At 71.9% G+C, this 25,142-nt stretch carries 23 protein-coding genes; 11 read left to right on the top strand and 12 right to left on the bottom strand.

All coding sequences use genetic code 11. The annotated features are described in order from the left end of the window. Positions 1-241: SDR family NAD(P)-dependent oxidoreductase (locus ACWEVN_RS29460; RefSeq protein ID WP_452053453.1), on the bottom strand; the 241-nt coding region annotated here is incomplete at its 3' end. Between the two features lie 94 nt (positions 242-335). Continuing rightward, on the bottom strand, positions 336-728 hold the full coding sequence (locus ACWEVN_RS29465) for a VOC family protein (RefSeq protein ID WP_452053454.1): 393 nt from the start codon (positions 726-728) through the stop codon (positions 336-338). 118 nt (positions 729-846) lie between these two features. Here ACWEVN_RS29465 and ACWEVN_RS29470 point away from each other — a divergent pair, with 118 nt between their 5' ends. After that, a complete protein-coding gene (locus ACWEVN_RS29470; RefSeq protein ID WP_452053471.1) occupies positions 847-1,458 on the top strand; it encodes a toll/interleukin-1 receptor domain-containing protein in 612 nt (203 codons plus the stop codon). Positions 1,459-1,467: 9 nt separating this feature from the next. Here ACWEVN_RS29470 and ACWEVN_RS29475 read toward each other — a convergent pair whose 3' ends face one another. Further along, positions 1,468-2,949: a hypothetical protein gene (locus ACWEVN_RS29475; RefSeq protein WP_452053455.1), complete on the bottom strand. Its 1,482-nt coding sequence runs from the start codon at positions 2,947-2,949 to the stop codon at positions 1,468-1,470. Positions 2,950-3,112: 163 nt separating this feature from the next. Between ACWEVN_RS29475 and ACWEVN_RS29480 the strand changes: the two genes are divergently transcribed. The 3 genes from ACWEVN_RS29480 to ACWEVN_RS29490 all read left to right on the top strand — a co-directional run bounded on the left by ACWEVN_RS29480 (position 3,113) and on the right by ACWEVN_RS29490 (position 6,686). Continuing rightward, on the top strand, positions 3,113-4,051 hold the full coding sequence (locus ACWEVN_RS29480) for a helix-turn-helix transcriptional regulator (protein ID WP_452053456.1): 939 nt from the start codon (positions 3,113-3,115) through the stop codon (positions 4,049-4,051). 305 nt (positions 4,052-4,356) lie between these two features. Continuing rightward, complete coding sequence (locus tag ACWEVN_RS29485; RefSeq protein ID WP_449685604.1) at positions 4,357-6,423, top strand: AMP-binding protein; 2,067 nt, start codon at positions 4,357-4,359, stop codon at positions 6,421-6,423. Then, positions 6,423-6,686 (top strand): hypothetical protein, encoded by a 264-nt coding sequence (locus ACWEVN_RS29490; RefSeq protein ID WP_452053457.1) that lies wholly within the window; start codon positions 6,423-6,425, stop codon positions 6,684-6,686. The genes ACWEVN_RS29485 and ACWEVN_RS29490 overlap by 1 nt, the downstream gene beginning before the upstream one ends. Here the strand turns inward: ACWEVN_RS29490 and ACWEVN_RS29495 are convergent. Both ACWEVN_RS29495 and ACWEVN_RS29500 read right to left on the bottom strand, forming a co-directional pair. Continuing rightward, positions 6,671-7,270 (bottom strand): GyrI-like domain-containing protein, encoded by a 600-nt coding sequence (locus ACWEVN_RS29495; RefSeq protein ID WP_452053458.1) that lies wholly within the window; start codon positions 7,268-7,270, stop codon positions 6,671-6,673. The two genes, ACWEVN_RS29490 and ACWEVN_RS29495, sit on opposite strands and share 16 nt — an antisense overlap. After that, a complete protein-coding gene (locus ACWEVN_RS29500) occupies positions 7,270-7,779 on the bottom strand; it encodes a PadR family transcriptional regulator (RefSeq protein ID WP_449679883.1) in 510 nt (169 codons plus the stop codon). The genes ACWEVN_RS29495 and ACWEVN_RS29500 overlap by 1 nt, the downstream gene beginning before the upstream one ends. A gap of 90 nt (positions 7,780-7,869) precedes the next feature. Between ACWEVN_RS29500 and ACWEVN_RS29505 the strand changes: the two genes are divergently transcribed. The 6 genes from ACWEVN_RS29505 to ACWEVN_RS29530 all read left to right on the top strand — a co-directional run bounded on the left by ACWEVN_RS29505 (position 7,870) and on the right by ACWEVN_RS29530 (position 15,237). Then, positions 7,870-9,189, top strand: coding sequence for an SWIM zinc finger family protein (locus ACWEVN_RS29505; RefSeq protein ID WP_452053459.1), 1,320 nt, complete (start codon positions 7,870-7,872; stop codon positions 9,187-9,189). Between the two features lie 35 nt (positions 9,190-9,224). Continuing rightward, the gene (locus ACWEVN_RS29510; RefSeq protein ID WP_452053460.1) at positions 9,225-10,610 is read left to right on the top strand and encodes a DUF5691 domain-containing protein; all 1,386 of its coding nucleotides are present in this window, start codon (positions 9,225-9,227) and stop codon (positions 10,608-10,610) included. Then, positions 10,607-11,692 carry an ATP-binding protein gene (locus ACWEVN_RS29515; RefSeq protein ID WP_449685598.1) on the top strand — a complete coding sequence of 362 codons (1,086 nt, stop codon included), beginning with the start codon at positions 10,607-10,609 and terminating at the stop codon, positions 11,690-11,692. Before ACWEVN_RS29510 ends, ACWEVN_RS29515 begins: the two co-directional genes overlap by 4 nt. Next, positions 11,689-13,872 (top strand): DUF5682 family protein, encoded by a 2,184-nt coding sequence (locus tag ACWEVN_RS29520; protein WP_452053461.1) that lies wholly within the window; start codon positions 11,689-11,691, stop codon positions 13,870-13,872. The genes ACWEVN_RS29515 and ACWEVN_RS29520 overlap by 4 nt, the downstream gene beginning before the upstream one ends. Next, the gene (locus tag ACWEVN_RS29525; RefSeq protein WP_452053462.1) at positions 13,869-15,038 is read left to right on the top strand and encodes a VWA domain-containing protein; all 1,170 of its coding nucleotides are present in this window, start codon (positions 13,869-13,871) and stop codon (positions 15,036-15,038) included. Before ACWEVN_RS29520 ends, ACWEVN_RS29525 begins: the two co-directional genes overlap by 4 nt. A gap of 76 nt (positions 15,039-15,114) precedes the next feature. Beyond that, on the top strand, positions 15,115-15,237 hold the full coding sequence (locus tag ACWEVN_RS29530) for a 50S ribosomal protein L36 (protein WP_452053463.1): 123 nt from the start codon (positions 15,115-15,117) through the stop codon (positions 15,235-15,237). 154 nt (positions 15,238-15,391) lie between these two features. On the opposite strand, the gene ACWEVN_RS29535 is transcribed toward ACWEVN_RS29530, so the two are convergent. Continuing rightward, entirely contained in the window at positions 15,392-15,760 is a 369-nt protein-coding gene (locus ACWEVN_RS29535; protein WP_452053464.1) for a VOC family protein, read from the bottom strand. Between the two features lie 87 nt (positions 15,761-15,847). On the opposite strand from ACWEVN_RS29535, the gene ACWEVN_RS29540 reads away from it, so the two are divergent. Beyond that, positions 15,848-16,477, top strand: a complete 630-nt coding sequence (locus ACWEVN_RS29540) for a winged helix-turn-helix transcriptional regulator (protein ID WP_452053465.1) — start codon at positions 15,848-15,850, stop codon at positions 16,475-16,477. Between the two features lie 5 nt (positions 16,478-16,482). Here the strand turns inward: ACWEVN_RS29540 and ACWEVN_RS29545 are convergent, their stop codons facing one another. From ACWEVN_RS29545 to ACWEVN_RS29570, 6 genes are all read right to left on the bottom strand, one after another. Further along, on the bottom strand, positions 16,483-17,937 hold the full coding sequence (locus tag ACWEVN_RS29545) for a flavin-containing monooxygenase (protein WP_452053466.1): 1,455 nt from the start codon (positions 17,935-17,937) through the stop codon (positions 16,483-16,485). Between the two features lie 71 nt (positions 17,938-18,008). After that, entirely contained in the window at positions 18,009-20,384 is a 2,376-nt protein-coding gene (locus tag ACWEVN_RS29550) for a polysaccharide lyase 8 family protein (protein WP_452053467.1), read from the bottom strand. Between the two features lie 206 nt (positions 20,385-20,590). Further along, positions 20,591-22,045, bottom strand: coding sequence for an aldehyde dehydrogenase (NADP(+)) (locus ACWEVN_RS29555; RefSeq protein WP_449685591.1), 1,455 nt, complete (start codon positions 22,043-22,045; stop codon positions 20,591-20,593). Between the two features lie 15 nt (positions 22,046-22,060). Further along, complete coding sequence (locus tag ACWEVN_RS29560; RefSeq protein ID WP_452053468.1) at positions 22,061-23,188, bottom strand: hypothetical protein; 1,128 nt, start codon at positions 23,186-23,188, stop codon at positions 22,061-22,063. Positions 23,189-23,192: 4 nt separating this feature from the next. After that, positions 23,193-24,449: a glucarate dehydratase family protein gene (locus ACWEVN_RS29565; RefSeq protein ID WP_452053469.1), complete on the bottom strand. Its 1,257-nt coding sequence runs from the start codon at positions 24,447-24,449 to the stop codon at positions 23,193-23,195. Beyond that, on the bottom strand, positions 24,449-25,142 hold a 694-nt coding region (locus ACWEVN_RS29570), incomplete at its 5' end, for a dihydrodipicolinate synthase family protein (protein WP_452053470.1). The genes ACWEVN_RS29570 and ACWEVN_RS29565, both read right to left, overlap by 1 nt.

Below are 25,142 nucleotides of genomic sequence, written 5' to 3' on the forward strand. Positions count from 1 at the left end.
CGGCGTTGTTGACCAGGACGTCGACTTCGGCGGGGAGCGCGTCGATCGCCGCGGGATCGGTGAGGTCGGCGACGTGCGCCCAGCCGCCGACCTCGGCCGCCGCCGCCTCGGTGCCCCGCTCGTCGATGTCGACGACGTGCACCTTGGCCCCCGCCGCGGCGAGGGCGCGGACGCAGGCGAGGCCGATACCGCCGGCACCGCCGGTGACGAGGGCGGTGCGCCCGTCCAGATCGCTGGTCATGGACGGGAACGGTAAGCGTGACGCCGGTCGCTGACCATGTGGGTGGCAGCCACACCTAGGCAAGATCCAGTGGCGCGGGCCCACATGGATCGGCTCAGGGGCGGTCCGCCAGCACCGCGAGGTAGTGCACGTTGGTCATGATCCCGAGAACGTTGCCGAACGGATCGACGACCGACGCCGTCACGAACCCGGGCCCGCGCTCGATGATCGGCTCGTACTCCTTCGCCCCCAGCTCCAGCAGCCGCGCGAACGTCGCTTCCAGGTCATCGACGTGCCAGTGCACGATCTCCCCACCCGGCTCGGCGTGTGTGAAGGGGGCGTACTTGCGGTCGATGATCCCGAGTTCGTGCTGGTAGTCGCCGACCCGGAACTCCGAGTACCCGGGAACGTTGAAGTACGGCTCGACCCCCAGGAACTCGGTGTACCAGGCCTTCGCGGCCTCGTGGTCCTCGGCGTAGTAGGTGACGGTGGCCATCCCTCGCAGCATGTCTGCTCCTCTCAAGCGGTCCGAGAGCCAGCATGGCGGCCAAAGTGCTCACCAAGTGAGCACTTTGACAACGGTCTTCCCGCCCATTCCGTTGCGCCGGAAATGCTATTGTTCTGCCATGCCGATAAGCGTCTTCGTGTCGTACACGCATGATTCAGCCGAACACAAAGATCAAGTGCTCTTGTTCAGCGAGTTCCTCATGCGAAACGGTATCGACGTCACCCTGGACCAGTGGAAACTGGAGGCTCGCCAGGACTGGTACACGTGGGCCATCGGCAGCATCGAAAACGCCGACTACGTCATTGTCGTCGCCTCGACCCGGTACCGCGAGGTCGCCGACGGTTACGCTTCGGCCGGAGACAATCGCGGCATGCAATCGGAGGCCGCGCTCCTGCGCGAAAAGCTGCACAGCGACCGGCCGACGTGGACGCGCAAGATCCTTCCGGTGCTCCTGCCGGGCCACATCCCGGCCGAAATCCCGGCATTCCTGCAGCCGCAGACGGCCGACCACTACTTCGTCACCGAGTTCACCGTCGCCGGCGGCGAATCCCTGCTCCGCGTGCTGACCGGCCAGGTGCCGTACGTGAAGCCGGCGCCGGGACGGATCCCCGACCTGCCCCCGCGGCTCCGCCCGAAGCCCCGGCCCGCCGGCGGCCTCGACCAGAACATCGTTTCCCACGGCGGCATCACGATCGTCAACCAGGGCGGCGACCAGAACGTCTCGATGTGACGCCTTCGGCTAGGCCGGGTTGTGGCGCGCCCGGATCATCTTCTTGAGAGTGGCAAGCGCGCGTTCGTTTCTACGCCAGGCGATTTCGTTCTCGGCACCGAGTGTCTCGCCGAGGCCGGTGTTCAGCTCGACCTGGTGGCCGTCGATGATCGAGATCGTGAACTCCTGGGCATAGGGGATGTCGGCATACTTCTCGTGCTCGCCATCGCCGTCCCGGTCGATCAGCTCGTCGATCTTGCGGAACCGGGCCACGATCGGCGCGGGCATGGTGACCCGCTTGGTCGAGACGCTCACGATGTCCCGGTAGTGCCACTCGGCGATCTCCTCGTGGATGGGTTCGCCGGTGCGGAAGTCGATCTCGCACCGGTAAATGCTGATCAGATCGTTGGTGAGAAAGAGGATCAGCACGTCGTAGTGACTGGCGCGCCACTTGTGGTCATCACCGCGCCGGGCGCACCACGAGTCCGCGAGAGACCCCGTCGGCGAGGACATGCCGACCACTGACTGGATCGGGTAGACGAGGTCGCCGCCTTCATGCTTCGTCTTCGCCACCAACCGAACCAGCCGGCTCGCCTTGGTCTCCAGCGCAGCAATGTCCTCTTGCAGCCACGCGTCCATCTGCGCGTCACTCGGCTTCGGCTCTGCTGCCGCGTATCGCTTCAGGTAGACGCAGTACTGTTTCACCCTCCGCCAGCCCCATTTCACGGCAAAGTAGGCGATGACCAGCAACACGAGACTGCCGGCGTTGCGCTCCGACGCGGCCGTGATCACGCAGAGCGCTGCGACACCGAGCACGATCGCTCCAGGTGCTGCACTCTGACGACGTGGCGTCTGCACGAAGTAACGCCTGACCGCTTCTCCGCGTGCCGGATCGAAATCGCGGACCACCGGCACCTGCTCGGGTTCCGCCAGCACGATCATGCCGAACTCGTTCGCGCGTGCCTGCAGCAGCCTGAACGTGCGGCCTTGAGCCCGTCTCACGTGCGTGACCAGCGGCTCGAGCTGTGTCGGCTGCAGTTCGTCGATGCTCGCGGCCAAGGCATCCGCCGACGGCGGCTTGGCCGGCATGCTGTTCGCTGCGTAGTAGTCGTCCTTCACCAGGGCCCACAACACGTTGGCCTGGTGGGTCACCACGATGTCGCCGTAGTCGATGGCCTGCTCGATGTGGGCCTCGACGCGGTCGATCTGCTCGGGCGAGCGGTCGTTGGGAGGGCGGCCGTCCAACATGGCCAGCGCCGCGCAGAAGTGCCCGGTGGCGAGGTCCCGCTGCGCCTCCGGCATCTTCTGGGCGCCGACTTTCCGGGCGTCGCTGAGGAATTCTTCGAACTCGCTGACCGCCTTGGCGTACATGCGGCCTTTGAGGGCCATCAGGCCGTTCTGGAGGTAGTCCTTGACGGACTCCATGTATATGGTCTGGTTGCCGCCTTGATTGGCGAACACCGTCCCGTCCGTGTTGTGGATGCTTTGCCGGGAATGGGGGTCGTTCGTCACGGGTTTCCTTCGGTTCGCGCGAATACCCCGTGACGGGCGAGCACACGGGCGGCCGAGCCTAGGCCGGGGCCGCACCGGTTTCCGCCGTTGACCAAGTACTGACAACTAATTGTCAGGTCCGCCGGAAAGGAGCGGTGACACGGCCGGGTGCGACACTGCGTCCATGCGCGCCGACCGTCTCGTGGCCACCCTGCTGCTGATGCAGACCCGTGGCCGCGTCACGGCCGCCGAGCTGGCGACGGAACTGGAGATCTCCGTCGCCACCGCGCGTCGCGATCTCGAAGCCCTCTCGGCGGCCGGCGTGCCCGTCTACCCCCAGCCCGGGCGCGGTGGCGGCTGGCAGCTCGTCGGCGGCGCGCGCACCGACCTCTCCGGCCTGAGCGCCCGCGAGGCGCAAGCCCTCTTCCTCCTGGCCGGCCCGGCTGCCGCCGGGGCGCCGGAGGTCAAGTCGGCCCTGCGGAAGCTGATGGGGGCACTGCCGGGCACGTTCCGGGCGGACGCCGAGGCCGCGGCGGACGCGGTCGTCGTCGACCAGGCCGGCTGGGGTGAGCGCCCGAAGGAACGGCCGCCGATGGTCTCGCTGCTGCGGGACGCCGTCATCGCCCGCCGACGGGTCCGCCTCGCCTATGCCGGCCGCGCGAAGTCCGAGCGGCTCGTCGATCCGTGGGGCCTGGTCGACAAGGACGAGGTCTGGTACCTGGTCGCGGGCACGGCGAAGGGCCGCCGGACCTTCCGCGTCGACCGGATCGTCTCCGCCGTGACGACCGACGAGCCCGCCGACCGCCCGTCGGACCTCGAGCTGACGACGGTCTGGCAGGAGGTCGTCGAGGAGGTGGAGAAGCGCCGTTCGCTGCTCAGCGCGGACGTCGTGCTCGACCGGCGGCACTTCGAGGTGCTGCAGGACCGGTTCGGGCGGCACTGCGCGCTGGTCGCCGAACTGCCCGGGGACCGCGTCCGGGCGCGGGTCGCCGCGCCGGCGCCGGTGATGATCGCGCAGGAGCTGGCCGGATGGGGCGCGCTGGTCGAGGTGGAAGGCCCGGCGTCGGTACGGGCCGAGCTGGCGCGGCTCGGCGCGGAGCTGGTCGCCCGCTACGGAACGTGACAGCCCAGTCCGCGTCCGTTGAATCACCGTTCGTCGCCTTTGTCCGACTCGGCGGCCAGGCGTTCACCGGACAGCTTGACCGGGCTTCACGCCCCCGCTGTCGATCACGTCGAACCGCCCGATGGCCACTATGCTTGGTGAACGCCGTTAATCGGTCTACAATGGACACCCGGAGGACACACTCCGAGTGTCCGTTACCCGCCGGTATCTGGCCGTTCGGAGTATCCCTGATCACCCGTTTGCTGCTACTGTGACGCCTCCGTGACCTGAACGTGCGTTCGGTGACACTTCGGTGAGGGCAGACAATGCGTGACGATGTGGTCGAAGCGAGTGCCGTGGTCGGGCACCCGCCGGACGTGGTGTGGCAGATCGTCGGATCGCCGGAGTGGTACTCGAGGTTCGTGCCGGAGATCAGCTGGTGCGAAATCCAGGAGCCGGCCGCGCGCGGGCGCGGCCCGAAGGGCGCGATCCGGATCGTCCCCGCGCGGGGACCGCTGATCGAGACGCAGATGCAGGCCGTCGTCCACCGGCCGGGCGAGCACGTCGTGTGGTGCGGGGTTCCCGACGAGGGCACCTGGGTCTCGCTGGAGCTGAGACCGCTGGCGGGCGGCCGGACCGAGCTGTTCGTGCGGATGATGCTGCCGCCGGCCTACCTGGACCTGGTCTCGTCGATCAAGAAGGACGTCCGCGCCCTCGGCCGCCGCCTCGACCTGCACCTGGCGGGCGCAGCCGACCCGGACACCGACGGCGAGACCAACAAGGCCACCAAGCTGCGCACCACGAGCATCCTGCTGCGGGCCGGCGTGCTCAGCGCCGCGCGGCCGGACAAGCTGGCGCGCCAGCTGAACTCCCTTGCCCAGTGGGGCGCCACGGTCGCGGGCGGCTACCAGGCCGCGGCGGCCCGCGTCCCGGACGAGCCCGCCCTGCACGACGAGCGCAGCTTCCGCACCTTCCGCCAGGTCCAGGAGCGCAGCGACCGGCTCGCCAACGCGCTGAGCGAACTCGGCGTCGTCGAGCGCGACCGGATCGCGCTGATGTGCCGCAACCACGCCGCGATGATCGAGTCGTTCGTCGCCGCCAGCAAGCTCGGCGCCGACGTCATCCTGCTGAACACCGGGCTGTCCGCCGCGTCGGTCAAGGACGTCCTCGCCGAGCACCGGCCCTCCGCCGTGCTGGCCGACGACGAGTTCGCGCAGACCATCGCGAACGTCCCCGGCGACTTCGCCCGGATCAGCACCTGGCCGGACGCCGACGCCGGCTACCCGACCGTCGACGAGCTGATCCAGGCCGCCCCCGCCGACCGCCCGAAGCCGGTCGAGCGGCCGGGCCGGCTGATCGTCCTCACCTCCGGCACCACCGGGACGCCGAAGGGCGCCCGCCGTCCCACGCCGAAGGGGCTGGGCACCGCGGCGGCGATCCTCGACCGGATCCCGCTGCGCTCCGGCGACCGGCTGCTCGTGGCGGCGCCGCTGTTCCACACCTGGGGCCTCGCGGCGATGCAGATCGGCATGGCGCTGCGGGCGTCGCTCGCGCTCACCCGCAAGTTCGACGCCGAAGAGACGTTGCGGACGATCGCCGAGCAGAAGTGCGACGCGCTGTTCGCCGTGCCGATCATGCTGCAGCGGATCCTGGACCTGCCCGAGCGGGTCCGCGCGCGGTACGACCTGTCGTCGCTGCGGATCGTGGCCAGCAGCGGCTCGGCGATGTCCGGGCCGTTCGTCACGCAGTTCATGGACACCTTCGGCGACGTCCTCTACAACTTCTACGGCTCGACCGAGGTGTCCTGGGCCAGCATCGCCGACCCGGCGGACCTGCGCGCGGCGCCGACGACGGCCGGCCGCTGCCCGCTCGGCACCCGGCTGGCGATCCTGGACGAGGACCGCAAGCCGGTGCCGCCGGGCGGCGAGGGCCAGATCTTCGTCGGCAACGACATGCTGTTCGAGGGCTACACGAGCGGGACGGACCCGGCCCGCGCGGCGGACATGATGGCCAGCGGCGACGTCGGCTACCTGGACGCCGCGGGCCGCCTGTTCGTCACCGGCCGCGCCGACGAGATGATCGTCTCGGGCGGCGAGAACGTGTTCCCCCGCCCGGTGGAGGAGGCCCTGGTGGCGCTCCCGGGCGTCCACGACGCGGCGGTGGTCGGCGTCGCGGACGCGGAGTGGGGCCAGCGCCTGGCGGCGTACGTCGTCCCGCGCCGGGGCGCCTCGCTGCACGCGGAGGACATCCGCCAGTACATCCACCAGCGCTTGGCCCGGTTCGCGGTCCCCCGCGACGTGTACTTCGTGCCGGACCTGCCCCGCAACGCGACGGGCAAGATCCTCAAGAGGCTCCTGCACGACGACACCTGGCCGGCGACCAGCGAATACTGATGCCCGAGCACACCCCGGACGGCCGCTACATCATCGTGAACGGCCGCCGCTGGCGCGCCACCGACCCCGAAATCCCCGACGACGTCCGAGACCGCCTGCAGAAGCACCTGATGGCGGCCCGGCGCGTGCAGGACCGCGCCCGCGTCCAGGCGGCGAAGGTGGCGTTGGGCGAGCGCGGTGAGCCGTGGTGGGAGCAGACGTCCGCCCAGCGCCGGGCGCGGTGGGAACGCGGGCTGGCCGAGCTGGATCAGCCGACCGGCTGACGCAGCACCGTCCGCAGCCTCGCGGGCTCGACCCGCCGCGGGTCGCCGAGGTACACCTCGTGGTGCAGCCCCGTCAGCTCGAGCCCTTGCTCCGCAAGATATTCGTCGTGCAACCGCGCCAGCAGCGGACCTTCGTCGTCGTAGGACCCCACGTGCAGCGCCTGCGCACACCGCCCCTCGTGCAGCTTCTCCAACCGCACCGGTGCATCGAGCTTCTTCTTGCGCCGCACCGCCTCCCGGGCCTCCTCGACCGCTTCCTCCCCGATCCACGCGGGCTGCGCGATCAGCATCGTCCACTGCCAGGAATCCTTGGCGCGCACGGTGAACGCGGCATAATCCTCCGCCCACCACAGGCCCTCCAACGGCCCCACGACGAAGTCCTCCCCACGCTGCTTCGCCGCCATCTTGATCGTGTACGCGAAGGCGTACAGCGCTTCGACCGCCTTTTTGTAACTCTCCGCCGTGTTCGGGTTGCCGCGGCCGTCGATCGCGAGGAACCGCTGTTCGGGGACGTCCACCAGCTCCCACGCGGTGTTCTTCGGCGCGTAGAGCTGCTTGAGGTCCTTCTTGATGTCGTACGGCATCAGGTCATTCCTTCCAGCCACCGGGCTTCCGCCTCGAGTTGCGCAATGGAGTAATCGAAGATCGCCCGGACGAACGGCGGGGCGTGGTCCTGGGCCGCGGCCGCGCGGCGCACCTCGGCCAGCCGCTCCCCGACCGCTTCCGCGCGCCGGGCCAGCGCCGCGGCGAGCCGCTCGGGCGGGATGGCCGGGCTGTTCGCCAGGCCGACGAGCACGGGCGGGTGCACCGGTCGCAGCTCGGCGACGGCGGCTTCGGCGGCGGCCGCGCACGCCTTGCGGCCCGCTTCGGTGATCGTGAACGTCTTCTTGGCCTTCGCGTGCGCGCGCTCCCCCGCGACCTCGGCGACCAGGCCGCGGTCACGGAGTTTGCCCAGGACGTAGTAGATCGAGCTGAAGCCGAGCGCCGTCCAATCGCGCATGCCGCGTTCGGAGACGACCTCGTCCAGCTCGTAGCCGTGCCTCGGCCGCTCGGCCACCAGGCCCAGCACCGTCAGCTCCGCGTCGGTCAGCACGGCCGTACTCTAGCACTAGAATAATCGGCTTCCGGAAAATGTCGGTGGTGCCTGGCATGCTTCAGCGAAGACCGGAAAGCGAGGCGAACAGTGGGGGGACAGGTGGTGACGGCGGTGCCGTGGACCGCGGAACGCGTGGCCGGGCTGGCGCCGGATCCCGCATCGGAAAAGGCGGGCCGGGCGCTGGCCACGCCGGCGAAGTGGTCGGGCGCGGGCGCGTCCGAAGACGCCGTGTGGGGCTTCTGCCAGGGCAGTGGCAAGAAGCCGTACCAGACGTGCGTCGAGCTCGCCGAGCCCGCGTTCCGATGTTCCTGTCCCAGCCGGAAGTTCCCGTGCAAGCACGCGCTCGGCCTGCTGCTGCTCTGGGCGGCCGGGCGCGTCGACACCGCGGAACCACCCGAGTGGGTGCACGCGTGGCTGGCCGAACGCGCCGACCGCGCGAGGCGGGCGGAGAAACGCGCGGAGACAGCGGGCCCGAAGGACGAGGAGGCGGCCGCCCGCCGCGCTTCCGACCGGGCGGCCCGCGTCGAAGGCGGTGTCGCGGAGCTGAAAGTCTGGCTCACCGACCGGATCGGCGCGGGTTTCGCGGGCTTCGAGCGCAACGGCGGCGAAGAGCTGCGCACGGTCGCGGCCCGGATGGTCGACGCCCAGGCTCCGGGTCTCGCCGGTGGCCTGCGCCGGGCGGCGGCGATCGTCGGCCGCCGGGACTGGCCGGAGGCGCTGCTGGCCGAGCTGTCCCAGCTGTACCTGCTCGCCGACGCGGCCGGCCGCCTGGAATCGCTGCCACCCGCGCTGGCGGAGACGGTCCGCACCCGGCTCGGCTTTTCGGTGGAGACGGCCCGAGTCCTGGAAAGCGGCGAGCGCGTCGCGGACGATTGGCTGATCACCGGCGCGGCGGACGAGGAGAACGACCGCCTGCTCACCCGCCGGACCTGGCTGCGCGGCCTCCGCACGGGCCGGGACGCGCTGGTGCTGTCGTTCGCGCCGCCGGGCCGTCCGCTCGACGCGTCGCTTCCACCAGGACACCGCCTGACGGCGGAGCTGGCGTTCTACCCGGGAGCCGCGCCGATGCGAGCCTTGGTCGCGGAGCGCGGAATCCCGTTGCCGGCCCCGACGGCCGAAGGCGGTTCCATTCCGGACGCCCTGGCGGCGCACGCCCGGGCGATGGCGGCGGACCCGTGGCTGGAGCGCTGGCCGGTGCTGCTGTCGGGCGTCACCCCGGCCGAGCACGCGGGCGGCTGGTGTCTGTCCGAACCGGACGGAACGGCGCTGCCGCTGGTGCCGTACGCGTTCCCGTGGTCGTTGCTGGCGCTGTCGGCGGGTCGCCCGCTGACCGTGGCGGGCGAGTGGAGCCAAGCCGGATTGAGGCCGTTGACCTGCTGGCACGAAGGCCGGGCGGTGCGGCTGTGAAACCACTGCGCGAAACTCCGAAAGGCGGTGCATCCGTGAAAGCCTGGGAAGACCTCGTCGGTACCGCTCTCCTCGGCACCCGGCGGCGCACCCTGGACGCCGCCGCCCAGCCGGCCGCCGTCCAGGAGCTCATCGGCGAGCGCGAAGACCCCGCCGAGCAGCTGCTCGCTGCCGCGGCCGTGCTCACCACCTACCGCCGGGCCGGGCGGCAGCCGCTGCGCGACGTGCGGCCGCTGCCCGTGGCGCCCGAAGACGAACGCGCCTTCGTCCCCCCGCTCGCCCGGGAACGGCTCGGCCGCCTCCTCGCCGCCAGCCACCCCGACCTCCTGCTCGAATGGCTCGGCATCGTCGCCGGCACCGAGTACCGCGTCCCCCCGGAAACCCTGCCGCTGCTCGCCGAGGCGGCCCGCACCAAGGCCGCCCTGCGCGGGCCGCTGTGCGCCGTGGCCGGGCCCGTCGGTGCCTGGCTCGGGCAGCGGAACCCCGACTGGAGCTTCCTCGCCGCGCCGCCCGAGGAATCCGGCGACGTCTGGCAGTACGGCAGTCTCGCCCAGCGCCGCCGGTGGCTCGCCGCGAAACTCGCCCAGGAGCCCGACGTCGCCCGCGAAGCCCTCACCTCCTCCTGGAAAACCGAGCCCGCCGACGTCCGGGCCGACTTCCTCGGCGTCCTCGCCGGGCACGTCCGCGCCGACGACGAAGCGTTCCTCGAAGCCGCGCTCACCGATCGGGCCGCCGCCGTCCGGGAACAGGCCGCCGACCTGCTCGGCCGGCTGCCCGGCACCCGCTACGGCGAGAGCATGGCCGAACGGCTGCGCCCGCTGGTCCACCGCCGGAACCGGGTGCTCACCGTCGCCCTCCCCCAGGGCGAACGCGGCGACGGCACCGTCCGGCTGCGCACCCTCGTCGCCTCCGCTCCGCTCGCCTTCTGGACCGAGTTCGGCCCGCCGGCCGAGGTCGTGCGGATGACCGTCGAGGGCTGTCCGGCCGCCGTGCTGCGGGATTCCTGGGCCACCGCCGCCCTGCGGCAGCGCGACGAAACCTGGGCACAGGCGCTGATCGGCGCCGACCCCGGCGGGCGCACCACCCCGCCGCTGCTCGGGGTGCTGAGCCCGGCGAGCCAGGCCGCCACCATCGGGCACCTCGTCGGCCGGCTGCCCGTCGAATCGTTCGCGCGGCTGGTGCACGAGCTGCCCCGGCCGTGGACGAAGGAGCTCGGCACCGCGCTGCTCGACTGGATCGCCCGCCAGGACGACCACCGGCTGGTCTCGCACGCCGCCGTCGTGATCGCCCGCGCCGTTCCACCGCAGTGCCTGCGCCACCCGCTGGCCACCACCCGCTTGACCATGGACGCCGGGCCCTGGCGCCGGGCGCTCACCGAAACGCTGAACTTCCGCCGCGAAATGTACGAGGAGCTCGCATGACCGCCCCCACCGTCCTCCGGCCGCACGCCGAACAGGACCACGCCGCCGAGCTGGCCGCGCTGGCCGCCGCCGACGACCGGGCCAAGCCGCCCAACTGGAACCTCTCGCCGTGGGCCGTCGTCGAGTACCTGCTCGGCGGCACCCTGCCGGACGGCACCGTGATCACCCCGAAGTACGTCGGCCCGCGGCGGCTGATCGAGGTCGCCGTCGCCACCCTCGCCACCGACCGCGCGCTGCTGCTGCTCGGCGTGCCCGGCACGGCGAAGACGTGGGTGTCCGAGCACCTTTCCGCCGCCATCAGCGGGGATTCGACGCTGCTGGTGCAGGGCACCGCGGGCACGTCCGAGGAGTCGATCCGCTACGGCTGGAACTACGCCCGGCTGATCGCCGAGGGCCCGAGCGCCGCCGCGCTCGTCGAAAGCCCGGTGCTGCGCGCGATGCGGGACGGCAAACTCGCCCGGCTCGAAGAGCTGACGCGCATCCCGGCCGACGTCCAGGACTCGCTGATCACCATCCTCTCCGAGAAGACGCTGCCGATCCCCGAGCTGGGCACCGAGGTCCAGGCCCGGCCGGGCTTCAACCTGATCGCGACGGCGAACAACCGCGACAAGGGCGTCAACGAGCTGTCGAGCGCGCTGCGGCGGCGGTTCAACACGGTCGTCCTGCCGCTGCCGGACAGCGCCGAGGCCGAGGTCGAGATCGTCAGCCGGCGGGTCGCCGAGCTGGGCACCTCGCTGCAGCTGCCCGCCGAAGCCGCCGAGCTGGCCGAGATCCGCCGGGTGGTGACGGTCTTCCGCGAGCTGCGCTCGGGCCGCACCGAAGACGGCCGCACGGCGGTGAAGTCGCCGTCCGGCACGCTGTCGACCGCGGAGGCGATCAGCGTGCTCACCGGCGGGCTCGCCCTGGCCGCCCACTTCGGCGACGGCGTCCTGCGCCCGCACGACATCGCGGCGGGCATCCACGGCGCCGTGGTCAAGGACCCGGTGGCCGACCGCGCGATCTGGATCGAATACCTGGAGACCGTGGTCCGCGAACGCGACGGCTGGGCCGACTTCTACCGGGCCGGTCAGGAGCTCTCTTGACGGCCACCCACCTGCTCGGCATCCGCCACCACGGCCCGGGATCCGCCCGGGCCGTGGCGGCGCGGCTCGCCGAACTCGAACCCGACGTCGTCCTCATCGAAGGGCCGCCCGAGGCCGACGCCCTGGTCGAGCTCACCGAAGACCCGGCCATGCAGCCGCCGGTCGCGCTCCTGGCGTACGCGACCGACGACGTCTCGCGCGCCGCGTTCTGGCCGTTCGCCGTATTCAGCCCGGAGTGGCAGGCGCTGACCTACGCCCGCGAGGCCGGGATCCCGGTGCGGTTCTGCGATCTCCCGGCCGCCCACACGTTCGCCGCGCCCCCGAACGAGCACACCGGCCCACCCGTCGACCCGCTGGCCCTGCTGGCCTCGGCCGGCGGCTACGACGACCCGGAACGCTGGTGGGACGACGTCGTCGAATCGCGGCGGGACGCCGAAAGCCCGTTCGAGGTGATCGCCGAGGCGATGAGCGCGGTGCGGGAGGACGAGAAACCCCCGCAGGGCAACGAAGCCCGCCGCGAGGCCTACATGCGCTCGGTGCTGCGCCGCACCCGCAAGGACGGCTTCGACAACATCGCCGTCGTCTGCGGCGCCTGGCACGTGCCCGCGCTGGCGGACCCGCTGCCGCCGGCGTCGCACGACCAGGCCGTCCTCAAAGGACTCCCGAAGCGGAAGGTCGCGTGCACCTGGGTGCCGTGGACGCACGGCCGCCTCGCCACGGCCAGCGGCTACGGGGCCGGCGTCCGGTCGCCGGGCTGGTACCACCACCTGTTCACCACGGCCGACGACGTCACCGCGCGCTGGCTGGCCGGGGTCGCCGCGGTGCTGCGGGAGGAGGACTTGCCCGTCTCGACCGCGCACGTCATCGAGGCGGTCCGGCTCGCCGAAACCCTTGCCACGCTGCGGGGCCGGTCGTCGGCCGGGCTCGCCGAGGTCACCGAAGCCACCCGGTCGGTGCTGTGCGGCGGTGACGAGGTGCAGGTCGAGCTCGTCACCCGGCGGCTGGTGGTCGGCGAGCGGCTCGGCGAGGTGCCGGAGCGCGTCCCGCAGCCGCCGCTGGCCGCGGACCTGACCGCGACCGCGAAACGCCTGCGGCTCAAGAAGGACCCGATCGTCAAGGAACTCGACCTCGACCTGCGGACGCCAGGCGGGCTTGACCGCTCGAAGCTGCTGCACCGGCTGCGGATCCTCGGCATCGAGTGGGGCAACCGGGAGGCGTCGGCCCGGCGCAACAAGGGCACCTTCCGCGAGACGTGGGCGCTGTGCTGGGAGCCGTCGTTCGAGGTCGACCTGGTCGCGGCCGCGGTGTACGGCACCACCGTGCCGTCGGCGGCCACCGCCGCGGTGCGCGGCACGGTCGAAGGCACGCCCCCGCTGGACGAGGTCACCACGGCGGTCGAGAACTGCCTGCTCGCCGACCTGCCGGAGGCGCTGCCCGAGGCGCTCGCGGCGCTGGACGCCCGCGCGGCGGCGGACGCGGACGTCGCCCGGCTCATGTCGGCGCTGCCCGCGCTGGCCAGGGCGACCCGGTACGGCAACGTCCGCGGTACCGACACCGGCGCGCTGCGGGCGGTCGCCGACCGGATGCTGGACCGGATCTGCGCCGGCCTGCCACCGGCCGCCCACGGCATCGACGACGACGCCGCGGCCCGCCTGGCCAAGCTGGTCGACGGCGTGCACGACGCGACTTCCCTGCTCGGCGACGACCCGAAGGAGCGGTGGCTGGCGGCGCTGGCCCGGCTGGCCGAACGGCCGTCGCTGCCCCCACTGCTGGCCGGGCGGCTCACCCGGATCCTGCACGACGCCGGGCTGTTCGACGCGCTCGACATCGAACTGCGGCTGGGCCGCGCGCTGACGCCGGGCGTCACACCGTCGGCGGGTGCGGCCTACGTCGAGGGCTTCTTCGACGGCGGCGCGTTGTTGCTGGTGCACGACGAAGGCCTGCTGCGGGTGATCGACGCCTGGCTGGCGGCGATCCCCGACGACGTCTTCACCGAGGTGCTTCCGTTGCTGCGCCGCACTTTCGGCGCGTTCAGCGGGCCGGAAAAGCGGGCGATCGGGCAGCGCGCGGCCGGGCTCACCGGCACCGCGCGCACCGTGGCGGTGGCCGACGAACTGGACGAGGACCGGGCCGAGCGCGTGCTGCCGGTCCTGGCGACGCTCTTGGGGGTGGGGGCATGACCGCGGACACCGACCGGGTGCGGCGCTGGCGGCTGGTCCTGGGCGGCGACGGCGCCGGGCCGGGGTCCGGCCTGGAGGACGCTCGACTGTCCGATGAGGACAGTGGGGTGGACGCGGTGCTGGCCGCCCTCTACGACAAGCCCGACGAGGAGAACACGGGCGGCCCGCGCAGCGCGAACCTGGGTGCGTCGGCGCCGCGGGTCGCACGCTGGCTGGGTGACATCCGGCGCTACTTCCCCAGCACGGTGGTACAGGTGATGCAGCGCGACGCCGTCGATCGGCTCGGGCTCACCCGGATGCTGCTGGAGAAGGAGCTGCTGTCGGCGGTCGAGCCGGACGTCCACCTGGTCGGCACGCTGCTGTCGCTGAACGGCGTGCTGCCGGAGGTGACCAAGGAGACCGCGCGCGAGGTGGTCCGCAAGGTCGTCACCGAGCTGGAGGAGCGCCTGGCCGAACGCACCCGCGCGGCGATCCGGGGCGCGCTGGACAAGGCGTCGCGCACGTACCGGCCGCGTCCCGGCGACGTCGACTGGGCGCGCACCATCCACGCGAACCTCAAGCACTACTCCCCCGACCTGCGCACGATCGTCCCGGAGAAGCTGATCGGCTTCGGGCGCCGGCAGCAGGCGGTGCAGCGGGACGTGATCCTGGCCGTCGACCAGTCGGGGTCGATGGCGGAGTCGGTGGTGTACTCGGGGCTGTTCGGCGCGGTGCTGGCGTCGATGCGGGCGTTGAAGACGTCGTTCGTCGCGTTCGACACGGAGGTCGCGGACCTCACCGAGCACCTCGCCGACCCGGTGGACGTCCTGTTCGGCACCCAGCTGGGCGGCGGAACGGACATCAACCGGGCGATCGCGTACTGCCAGGGCCTGGTCGAGCGCCCGGAGCGGACCCTGCTGGTCCTGATCAGCGACCTCTACGAGGGCGGCAACGAAGAGGAGCTGCTGCACCGCGTCGCCGAGCTGGCCGGCGCGGGAGTCCAGGTGGTGACGCTGCTGGCCCTGTCGGACTCGGGCGCGCCATCGTACGACCACGAGAACGCGGCGGCCCTCGCCGAGCTGGGCATCCCGGCCTTCGCGTGCACCCCGGACCAGTTCCCCGACCTGATGGCCGCCGCCATCCGCGGCGACGACCTCCAGAGCTGGGCGGCCCGCGAGAGCAGCTGAGTTGCGGAATGAAACCGACAGGCCCGCGGTTGAACGGGAGGCGGGACGGCAGTTCCCGCAGGAAGGACGGCTCGCCATGAAGGTCCGCAGCTCGATCCGTTCGCTCGCCCGCCAGCCGGGCGCCCAGGTCATCCGCCGGGGCGCCAAGCTGCTGGTGATCAACAAGGCCAACCCCCGCTCGAAGGCCCGCCAAGGCTGACCAAACGCACCCCACCGGCCCCGGAACCACCTCGGTTCCGGGGCCGCCTTGCGCCCGAAGGGCCACCTCGCGTGCCTAGCCGGGCACCTCACGTGACGGGCCGGGCATCACCGCGATGCCCCTCCAAGCACGTGTGATGCCTCTTGGCGTCCCGTCAAGCCGGGCCGGCGAGGCCGATGAGGTTGCCCTCCGGGTCGGTGAAGTGGGCGACCACCAGATCCCGACCCGGTGCTCGGTCCGGGCCCATGCGGCGGGTGCCACCGAGGCGTTCGGCCTCCGCCAGCGCCGCCGCGACGTCCGGGACGCCGACGTAGAACACCACCTGGCTCTCGTAAGCCGCGCCGCCGCCGACGCCGCCCGGGATGCCGTCCGTCTCCACGAACCCGTACGCGCCCGGTTCCGACACCTGGTCCGAGACCGGCCCGGACGTGTCGAACTCCCAGCCGAACAGCTCGCCGTAGTACCCGCGCAGCCGCGCCGGGTCGGTTCCGATGATCTCGAAGTGCACGACTGGCCGGCCCATGACCGTTCCTTTCCGTCGACTTCCGGACCGTGCGACCGTACGCCCATCGAGTTGTTAAAAACAACCACAACGTTGTACCTTGAAACCATGCCGACGAGCCGCAGCTACGGGGACGCGTGCACGATCGCCCGCGCCCTGGACGTCGTCGGGGAACGCTGGGCCCTGCTCGTGGTGCGCGAGCTGCTTCTCGGGCCGCAGCGGTTCTCCGACGTCCGCCGCGCGCTGCCCGGTGCCAGCTCGAACCTCGTCACCGACAGGCTCCGCGAGCTCGAGCGCCGCGGCGTCGTGACGCGCCGGCAGCTGCCGCCCCCGGCCGCTTCGACGGTCTACGAGCTCACCGGCTGGGGCCGCGAACTGGAGCCGGTCGTCCTCGCGCTGGGCACGTGGGGCGCGCGAGTCCCGCTGCCCCGGCCCGCGTCCCTCGGCGTCACGTCGATGCTGCTGTTCCTCCGCGAGTCCGCCCGTCCGCGCAGCACCGCGTGCTACCGCGTCGAATTGGACGCTCGCGTGTGGACGGTCCGCACCGAACCGGGCCGGCTGACCATCGAGCCGGGCGAGCCCGGCGCCCCGGATGCGACGATCCGAACCGATCCCTCGACGCTGAACGCCCTGCTCGACCGGCCTCACGACCTCGAGAAGGCCATCGCCGACGGCAAGGTGACGATCGGCGGCGACCGGAACGCGGTCCGCAGGCTCCTGCGCGAGCGCGAAAGCTGAGCACGTCAGCCCGCGCGGCCGAACCGCAGCACGCCGTCGTTCACGCGGTTGAACCGCATGTCGGCCAGGTCCAGCAGATAGTTCTGCCGCATCATCCACGGCCGTCGGCCGCCTTGCTTCGGAAGGCCCGGGGCGGCCCGCTTGATGTACCCCGACTGCAGGTCCACGATCGGCCGCGGCCGGCCCGCGCCCGCCGCCGATGCCGCGTCCGGCACGCAGAACGCGAACCCGTGCCGGTCCAGGTACGCCAGCAGGCGGCACACGTACTGTGACGCCAGGTCCGCCCGCAGCGTCCACGAGCTGTTCGTGTACCCCACGCACCACGCCAGGTTCGGCACCCCGCCGAACATCGTGCCCTTGTACGCCCGCTGCTCCCCCGGCTCGATCGCCCGCCCGTCGACCGTCAGCGCGATCCCGCCGAACGCCACCAGCCGCAGGCCCGTCGCCGTCACGATGACGTCCGCCGGCAACGAGCGCCCCGATTCCAGCGCGACCCCGGACGACGTGAACCGCGCGATCCGGTCCGTCACGATGTCCGCCTGGCCCGACCGCAACGCCCGGAACAGGTCGGCGTCCGGCACCAGGCACAGCCGCTGGTCCCACGGGGCGTACGACGGCACGAAGTGCGGGTCCACCGGGATCGACGCCGGCAATTGCGCCGCCACCCGCTTGCGCAACGCCAGCGACGCCCGGCCCGGCAGCCGCCGCATCAGCTGGAAGAACAGCGTTCCCATCACCACGTTCTTGCCGCGGACCACCCGGTGCGCCGGCTTCTCCGGCAGCAGCGCCCGGATCCGGTCGGCCAGCGCGTCACGCCCGGGCCGCGCCACGATGTACGACGGCGACCGCTGCAGCATCGTCACGTGCGAAGCGCGCGACGCGAGCGCCGGGACCAGCGTCACCGCCGTCGCGCCGCTGCCGATCACCACGATCCGCTTGTCCGTGTAGTCCAGCGAATCCGGCCAGTGCTGCGGGTGCACGATCTCCCCGGCGAACTCCGCGCGGCCCGGGAAGTCGACGACGTGCCCGGACTCGTACGAGTAGTAACCGCTGCACAGGTACAGGAACCGGCAGGTGAACGTGGCGCCGTGCGCGGTCGTGACCGTCCACCGCGCGTCCGGCGACGACCACGACGCCTGCGTCACCCGGTGCCCGAAGCGGATGTGTTCGGTCACGCCGAACGCCGCGGCCGTCGAGCGGATGTAACTCAGGATCGACGGCCCGTCCGCGATCGCCTTCGGGTCCTTCCACGGCCGGAACGGGTAACCCAGGGTGAACATGTCCGAGTCGGACCGGATGCCCGGGTACCGGAAGAGGTCCCAGGTTCCGCCGATCGTGTCACGCGCTTCGAGCACCGCGTACGTCTTGCCCGGCAACCGCTCCTGCAGCCGGCAGGCCGCGCCGACACCGGACAGGCCGGCGCCCACGATCAGGACGTCCACGTGCTCGGCGGTGCTCATGCCCGGCAGCCTAACCGAGGTGGGGACCCCGCCGGACCGGGTCGGGGCACCGGCCCGGCGGGGAGGCCTGCTTACACCAGGACGACCTTGGTCGCGCCGAACGTGCCCTTCAGCGGCACCTCCACGGCCCGGCCGCGCACCGTGACCGTGACGCTGTCCTGCAGCTGCGTCGGATCCGACACCGCGAGCTGCGTCCGCGCGCCACACCGCCCGATCGCCACCGACGCCGGGCCCGACACGCTGACGTCGCCGACCGAGCCCGCCGCGAAGAAGTTCGCCAGCACGGTGCCGCCGCCGGTCACGCGGATCGCCTGCACCACCGGGGTGTTCGCCAGCACGCGCCACGCCCAGGACGCCGTGAGCGTGTCGATCACCGAAGCGCCCGGCAGCACCGCGTACGCGTACTTCGCGTCCGTCGGCTTGACGCCGTGCTCGAGGACCAGCTTCTGGTACCGGCGGGTGTTCGGCGTCGTCGTGCCTTTGGTGTTGGCGCCGGTGTCGATGTCGCGCCACGCGCCTGTGCGGTCTTCGCGCAGCGCCGTCACCGAAGCGTCGTCCAGGAGCAGGTACCCGCCGACGTTCTCCAGGTGCACCCAACGCGGCTTCCGCAGGGCGGACGCCTTCCCGAGATCGGCCGGAAGGCGTCGGCCGTCGGCCAGCAGCGTCCCGCGGCCGCCCTCGCCGAGGTTGCGGTTCTCGATCGTCGTGCGGACCGCGTAACCGGACGTGCTGGTGATGCCGGCGCCGAGGCAGACGATCCCGTCCGGGGTGAAGAACCACGACTTCTTCGCGACCAGCGAGCCGTCCCAGTTCTCGAAGTCGAACGCGCTCGTGCCGTGCCGCGCGTCCCAGCGGACGCCGCCGGTGTGCGCGTTCGGGCCCACCGGCACGCCGCCGAACTTGGGGTCGGCCGGGCCGTCGTGCTCGGTCGTGCCGGGCAGCAGCAGCGGGTCGACCGTCGGCCAGTAGGCGTCGGTGTAGTGGCCCTTGGCGTTCGGCAGGAACGTGTAGAGCACGCCGTCGCCGACGTGGTAGCCCTTGAGGTTCTGGCCGTTGATGGCTTCGTAGCGCGAAATCCGCGTCGAGCTGACGCCCAGCGAGGCCGACCAGCCGTCAGTGATGTGGACCAGCCTGTCCTGCTGGCCGAAGATCCGGTGCGTCGCCTCGACGCGCGCCGGGCGCGTCCCCGACGCGAGCATGTCCTGCGCGAACTCGATGCCCGGCGTCGCCACCAGGTCCGGACCGGGCGCGAACCGCTCCGGGTCCGGGATCTTCAGGAACGGCGCGAACGTGCCTTCCTTGAGCCACTTCGCGGCGAGCGCGTTGAGGTCGGTCTTGGTCTTGCCCGAGGCCGTCCGGGCCAGCACCAGCGTCGCGACGGTGAGCTGGTGGCCGATGTCGTGGCCGGTCTCCCCTTGGCGCGAAAGCATCCGGCCGCGTACCGGTTCCATCAGCGCGCCCGCGTAGACGAAGGGGGCGAAGCTGTCCGGGACGAGCGCGTAGATCTTGTCCTTCAGCGGCTGCGGCAGCGCGTACTCGGTGCCCTGGGTGACGTGGATGGCGCCGGCGAGCGCGGTCAGCAGCACGATGCCGTAGTGGCCGGGGTACGGGATGGTGTCGTGCTGGATGAACGAGCCGTCGACGTGGAAGCCGTCGCCGGCCGCGCGGTCCAGCTTCGCGACGACGCTCGCCGCGCCCCCGCCGGCGACGTCGGTGAGGGCGTCGATGCCGGTCTTGATCCACGCCGTGTCGCCGAGCATGGCGCCCGAAACGATCGAGATGAGCGCTTTGTCGGCGCGGTTGGCGCCGGTTTCGATCACCGACGCGTTGTTCGCGCGCAGGTTCGGGTTGCCGACGAACCGCTTGACCGGCCTGAGGTAGCGCTCGAGCTGCTCGGCGGTGAGCTGGTCGGCGACCACCGACAGCGTGTGCAGCAGGTAGTACGGGATGCCGATCTCGTAGGTGTACCAGTTGCCGATCTCGCCGACGTTTTCGTTGTACTGGCTGGCGTAGATCAGTTCCAGCGCGGCTTTGACGCGGTCGAGCACGACCGGGTCACCGGACAGCGCGCCGCCCGGCGTGCCCCAGTCGACGGCGATCGCCCGCAGCCGCGCGTACATCGACGTCGTGTAGTCGCTGCCGGGGCCGAGCGGCAGGTCAGTCCACAGTGGAGCGCCACCGCCGGCGACGGACATGCTGGCGTTGTAGGCCTTGGCGACCCGGCCGAGATTGGCGAGGGCTTCGGTCCGTTCGGGCGACGGCCGGTTGATGCCGGTCTGCAGCTGCCGGTAGGCGGCGACGATCGGCGCGGTCGCGGCGTTGATCGCTTTTGCTTCGGCCGCCGCGGGTTTCGTCGCAGGCGCGGCGAAGGCCGGGCGGGTCAGGAGCACGGTGGAGGCGGCCGCCAGGGCACCACCGCGCAGGGCATTTCTCCGGTTCACGGGCATGGCAATGCCTCCCAGGAAGACATCCTCGGCTTACGGGGGAACGGGGATTCAGTTGTGCGGCGGCGGATTTTCGGGGGTCACCTTCGGGACGTGGCCCGAAGGTGACCCCCACGGCAACGGAAACTGTCGGTGCCGAGCGATAGAATGGAACCGGGGGGCGCCCCCGGCGGGTCCGCGAAATCAGTGGTGCTGGTGGTGCGATCGGGTCAGCGGGAGCCGTCGGTGCGGCGGGGCAGCTGCCAGGGGTTGGCCTCCTGCAGGGGTTCGGGCAGCAGCGCGTCCGGGAAACCCTGCCAGGCGATCGGGCGCAGGAACCGCTCGATCGCTGCCGTGCCGACCGAGGTCGTCGTCGGGGCCGTCGTGGCCGGGTAGGGGCCGCCGTGCTGCTGGGCCCAGCTCACCGTCACCCCGGTGGGCCAGTCGTTCCACAGCAGCCGGCCGGCGATGCGGGCCAGCGCGGGCAGCACCGGCCGCAGCCAGTCCACATCGGACTCCTCGCCGTGGATCGTGGCGGTGAGCCCCGGTTCGATCACCTCCAGCAGGCGCAGCAGCTCGGCCTGGTCGGCGTACGTGACGATCAGCGACGCCGGCCCGAAGCACTCCTCGTGCACCGTGGTGCCGCCCTCGAGGAACTGCTTTCCGGTCGTGGCCAGCAGCGTCGGGGTGAACGCCGGTGCGGACGAAGGCGACGACGAGACGACCTCGACGCCCGGAACCTCTCGCAGCTCCGAAAGCCGGGACGAGAACCCGGCCGCGATCCGGTCGTTCAGCATCGGCTGGGCGGGCGCCCCGTCGAGAGCCGCGCGCAGCGTCTCGGTCAGGTTGTGGTCCGCAGGCAGGAACAGCAGGCCCGGTTTGGTGCAGAACTGCCCCGCACCGAGGGTGAACGACCCGGCGTACCCCTTGGCCACGGCTTCCCCGCGCGCGGCCACCGCGGCCTCGGTCACCACCACCGGGTTGACGCTGCCCAGCTCGCCGTAGAACGGGATCGGCCGGGGCCGCGCCGCCGCGATGTCGAACAACGCCCGCCCGCCCGGGATCGAGCCGGTGAACGACGCCGCCGCGATCCGGGGGTCCTTCAGGGCCGTGACGCCTTCGTCCTGACCGAAGATCACGTTGAACAGGGCCGCCGGGGCGCCCGCCTTGATCAGGGCTTCGCGCACGATCGAGCCGGTCTGCGCGGACAGCTCCGGGTGCCCCGGGTGGGCCTTGAGGACCACCGGGCAGCCCGCCGCCAGCGCGGACGCCGTGTCGCCGCCCGCCACGCTGAACGCGAACGGGAAGTTGCTGGCCGCGAACACCAGCACCGGCCCGATCGCGGTCTTGACGCGGCGGATGTCCGGGCGCGGGCCCATCGGCCAGTCCGGGTCGGCGTGGTCGACGGTGGCGCCGAGGTACTCGCCGTCGGCGAGGACCTCCGCGAACAGGCGTAGCTGGAACGTCGTGCGCTTCAGCTCGCCGGCCAGCCGCGGGGTCTCCGGCAGGTGCGTTTCGGCGTGCGCCAGCGGGACCAGTTCGCCCGCGGCGGCGTCGAGGGCGTCGGCGACGGCGGTCAGCCAGCCGGCGCGTTCGGCCGGGGTGGCCTCGGCGGCGGGACGGGCGGCTTCGGCAGCTCCCGCCAGGATCTTCTCGAGCGTGGCGGCGTCGGTGGCCTGGCTCATCGGTGGAACAGCTCCTCAGTTCTCATGGGCGGCGGCGGTGGCCGTTTCCAGGTCGGGCCAGCGACCCGGTCCGGCCAGGCCGAGGTGGTACAGGTGCAGCTCGGCGGCACCCGCCTTGGCCAGCTCGCCGACGTAGGCGGCGATGTCCGGCACCGGCGCGGCGGCGACCGCCGTGATGTAACTGGCGATCGCGACCCGCTCGGGCAAGGCCTCCCGGGCCGCCGCGACGGCCTCGGCACCCGTGGCGGGCGCCCACCCGAACAATACGACCGCGTCGACGTCGTCCGCAGCGGACGGCGTCAGCCCCGGCAGCGCACCGGTGACCCAGGGGTCCACCGCGCCGTGCAGCACGACCCGGGTGCCCGCCGGCAGCGTGGCCAAAACCGCCGCCCGCAGCTCGTCGGTGGCCTGTTGCCGGCCGCGCAGCAGCTGCTGGGTCAGCGACGGCGGCAGCCGGTCGCCGGTGATCCCCAGATCACCGGTGGCCAGCAGCCGCCGGACCTCCTCGACGAGCTGCGCCCGGACCGTCTCCGCGTCGACGTCCCACGCGGCCGCGCAGGCCTCGCAGCAGCAGATCGACAGCAGCCGGGCCACCGCGGGCGCCCAGACGCCGTCGGTCTTCTCGTGCTGGTGCTGGTGGATCGCCCCGAGCGGCCCGCAGGCTTCGAGGATCACCGACGACAGCTCCAGCCCGGCGACCGAATTCGCGACCACGGCCGCGGCGTACTCGCGCACCGCGGGCTGCGACGGGCACAGCGCCCACGGGTACGCCTCGCCGAAGCAGTTCCGCACCACGACGTCCGGGTGCTCGTAGCCCAGCTGCGAGTTGTGCGTGAGGACGATCCAGGCGGCGGCCGGGATCCCGGCCTCGGTGAGCAGCCGGACGGCGTCACCCCCGGAATCCGGAGACTGCACCCAGTCCGGAGTGGACGGACGCAGGTCGCCCCACCCGTCGGTCACCGGCCGGTAGAACGCCGCGTGCCGCGCCACCACCGCCGTCCGGGACGGCGACCACGGTGTCGCCGCGCGGGCGCTGTGGTACGACAGCGCCACGGCCACCTCGTCGACGCCGAGCGCCCGGACCCGCGCCACGAAATCGGGTTCGACGACGTCCCAGGGGTAGGCGTATCCCGTCACCTTCACCGGTTCACCACCTCGCCGTGTTCGCTTCGAACCCGGGTACGTACTTCCGCATGTAGGTCCCGTCGTCGCGCTTGGTCAGTCCACATCGGACGTAGTTTTCGTGCAGGCGGGCCAGCGCGTCCTCGTCGAGCGTGATCCCGAGCCCCGGTGTCGCCGGCACCGCGACGGCACCCTCGCGGAACTCCAGCACGCCCGGCTCGATGACGTCCTCGACCTTCCACGGCCAGTGCGTGTCGCACGCGTAGGTCAGGTGCGGCGTCGCCGCGGCCACCTGGACCATCGCGGCCAGGCTGATCCCGAGGTGGCTGTTGGAGTGCATCGACAGGCCGACGCCGAAGCTTTCGCACGTCACCGACAGCGACTGCGTGGCCCGCAGCCCGCCCCAGAAGTGGTGGTCGGACAGCAGGACGCCGATCGCCCGCGCCCGGAAGCCCGGCTCGACGTCGCCGAAGTCGACCACGCACATGTTGGTCGCCAGCGGCATGGACGCCTCGGCGGCCACCTGGGCCATGCCGTCGATGCCCGGCGTCGGGTCCTCCAGGTACTCCAGGACGCCGTCGAGCTCGCGAGCGACCCGGATGCCCGTTTCGACCGTCCAGGCGCCGTTCGGGTCGATCCGCAGCGGGCTCCCGGGGAACGCCTCGGCCAGCGCGCGGATGCCGTCGACCTCCTGCGCGGGCTCGTAGACGCCGCCCTTGAGCTTGATCGAGCGGAAGCCGTACTCGTCGAACATCCGCTTCGCCGACCCGACCAGCGTCTCGGGCGTGGTGATCTCGCCCCAGGAGTCCTCGCGGCCGTCGATGTGCTTGCCGTACTTGTAGAACAGGTAGGCGGAGAACTCGACGGCGTCGCGCGCCTTGCCGCCGAGCAGGTCGGTGACCGGACGGCCCAGGTAGTGCCCCTGCGCGTCCAGGCAGGCGACCTCGAACAGCGAGTACACGCTCGCGACGGTCTTGCGGATCGAAAAGCCGCCGATCAGGCCGTGCGAGTCGGTCAGCACCGTGTCCGACAGCGCTTCGGCGACCAGGCGCTGCAGGCCGGGCAGGTCGAACACGTCGTGGCCGCGCAGCCGCGGCAGCACCTTGCGCACCTCGCCGAGGAAGGCGTCGTCACCGTAGGACTCGCCGAGCCCGACGATCCCGTCCTCGCACTTGACCTGGACGACGCTGCGCAGCGCGAACGGCTCGTGCACGCCCATGACGTTGAGCAGCGGCGGGTCCGCGAACGCGACCGGGGTCAGCACCACGTCGAGGATCTGCATCAGCCGAGCCCCTTCAGCGTCACGAAGCCGTCCTCCACGACCTTCTCCAGCCGGTGGACCTGTTCCGGGGTCGGTTCGACCAGCGGCGGCCGGACCGGGCCGACCTTGTCGCCGCGCAGCCGGGCGGCGGCCTTCACGAGCGAGACGGCGAACCCGGGCGTCTCGTCCCGCAACGCCACCAGCGGCAGGTAGAACCCGGTCAGCAGGGCGTCCATCACGCGTGTGTCGCCTTCGCCGAGCGCGCGGTGGAAGCGGTGCGCGATCTCCGGCGCGAAGCAGTGCACCGCCGAGGAATAGCGAGCGACGCCGATCGCGGCGTACGCCTTGGCCGAGACCTCCGCGGTCGGCAACCCGTTGAAGAACAGGAAGTTCCGCGCGCGTTCGGTATCCAGCGACCGGATGGTGGTGACGATCCGGGTCATGCACTCGACGTCGCCGTAGCCGTCCTTCAGGCCCACGACCGACGGGATGTCCAGCAGGGCGGCCGCGGCCGGCGCGGTGAACACGCCGGTGCCTCGGTGGTAGACGATGACCGGCACGGACGAGTCGCCGACGGCGTACCGCACGAAGTCGACCAGGCCCGACGACGGCCCGGTGACCAGGTACGGCGGCAGCAGCAGGACGCCGTCCGCGCCGGCGGCCTGGGCCGCCGCGATGCCGGCCCGCGCCGACGCCGCGCCGCCCCCGGCGCCC

The organism is Amycolatopsis sp. NPDC003861 (genome assembly GCF_053605405.1).

Excerpts from the sequence above, each read along its gene's own strand:
- ACWEVN_RS29555 (WP_449685591.1), bottom strand. The coding sequence starts at position 22,045 with ATGAGCCAGGCCACCGACGCCGCCACGCTCGAGAAGATCCTGGCGGGA.
- ACWEVN_RS29540 (WP_452053465.1), top strand. The coding sequence starts at position 15,848 with ATGCCGACGAGCCGCAGCTACGGGGACGCGTGCACGATCGCCCGCGCC.
- ACWEVN_RS29530 (WP_452053463.1), top strand. The coding sequence starts at position 15,115 with ATGAAGGTCCGCAGCTCGATCCGTTCGCTCGCCCGCCAGCCGGGCGCC.
- ACWEVN_RS29465 (WP_452053454.1), bottom strand. The coding sequence starts at position 728 with ATGCTGCGAGGGATGGCCACCGTCACCTACTACGCCGAGGACCACGAG.
- ACWEVN_RS29565 (WP_452053469.1), bottom strand. The coding sequence starts at position 24,449 with ATGCAGATCCTCGACGTGGTGCTGACCCCGGTCGCGTTCGCGGACCCG.
- ACWEVN_RS29470 (WP_452053471.1), top strand. The coding sequence starts at position 847 with ATGCCGATAAGCGTCTTCGTGTCGTACACGCATGATTCAGCCGAACAC.
- ACWEVN_RS29545 (WP_452053466.1), bottom strand. The coding sequence starts at position 17,937 with ATGAGCACCGCCGAGCACGTGGACGTCCTGATCGTGGGCGCCGGCCTG.
- ACWEVN_RS29515 (WP_449685598.1), top strand. The coding sequence starts at position 10,607 with ATGACCGCCCCCACCGTCCTCCGGCCGCACGCCGAACAGGACCACGCC.
- ACWEVN_RS29485 (WP_449685604.1), top strand. The coding sequence starts at position 4,357 with ATGCGTGACGATGTGGTCGAAGCGAGTGCCGTGGTCGGGCACCCGCCG.
- ACWEVN_RS29535 (WP_452053464.1), bottom strand. The coding sequence starts at position 15,760 with ATGGGCCGGCCAGTCGTGCACTTCGAGATCATCGGAACCGACCCGGCG.
- ACWEVN_RS29550 (WP_452053467.1), bottom strand. The coding sequence starts at position 20,384 with ATGCCCGTGAACCGGAGAAATGCCCTGCGCGGTGGTGCCCTGGCGGCC.
- ACWEVN_RS29490 (WP_452053457.1), top strand. The coding sequence starts at position 6,423 with ATGCCCGAGCACACCCCGGACGGCCGCTACATCATCGTGAACGGCCGC.
- ACWEVN_RS29525 (WP_452053462.1), top strand. The coding sequence starts at position 13,869 with ATGACCGCGGACACCGACCGGGTGCGGCGCTGGCGGCTGGTCCTGGGC.
- ACWEVN_RS29495 (WP_452053458.1), bottom strand. The coding sequence starts at position 7,270 with ATGCCGTACGACATCAAGAAGGACCTCAAGCAGCTCTACGCGCCGAAG.
- ACWEVN_RS29480 (WP_452053456.1), top strand. The coding sequence starts at position 3,113 with ATGCGCGCCGACCGTCTCGTGGCCACCCTGCTGCTGATGCAGACCCGT.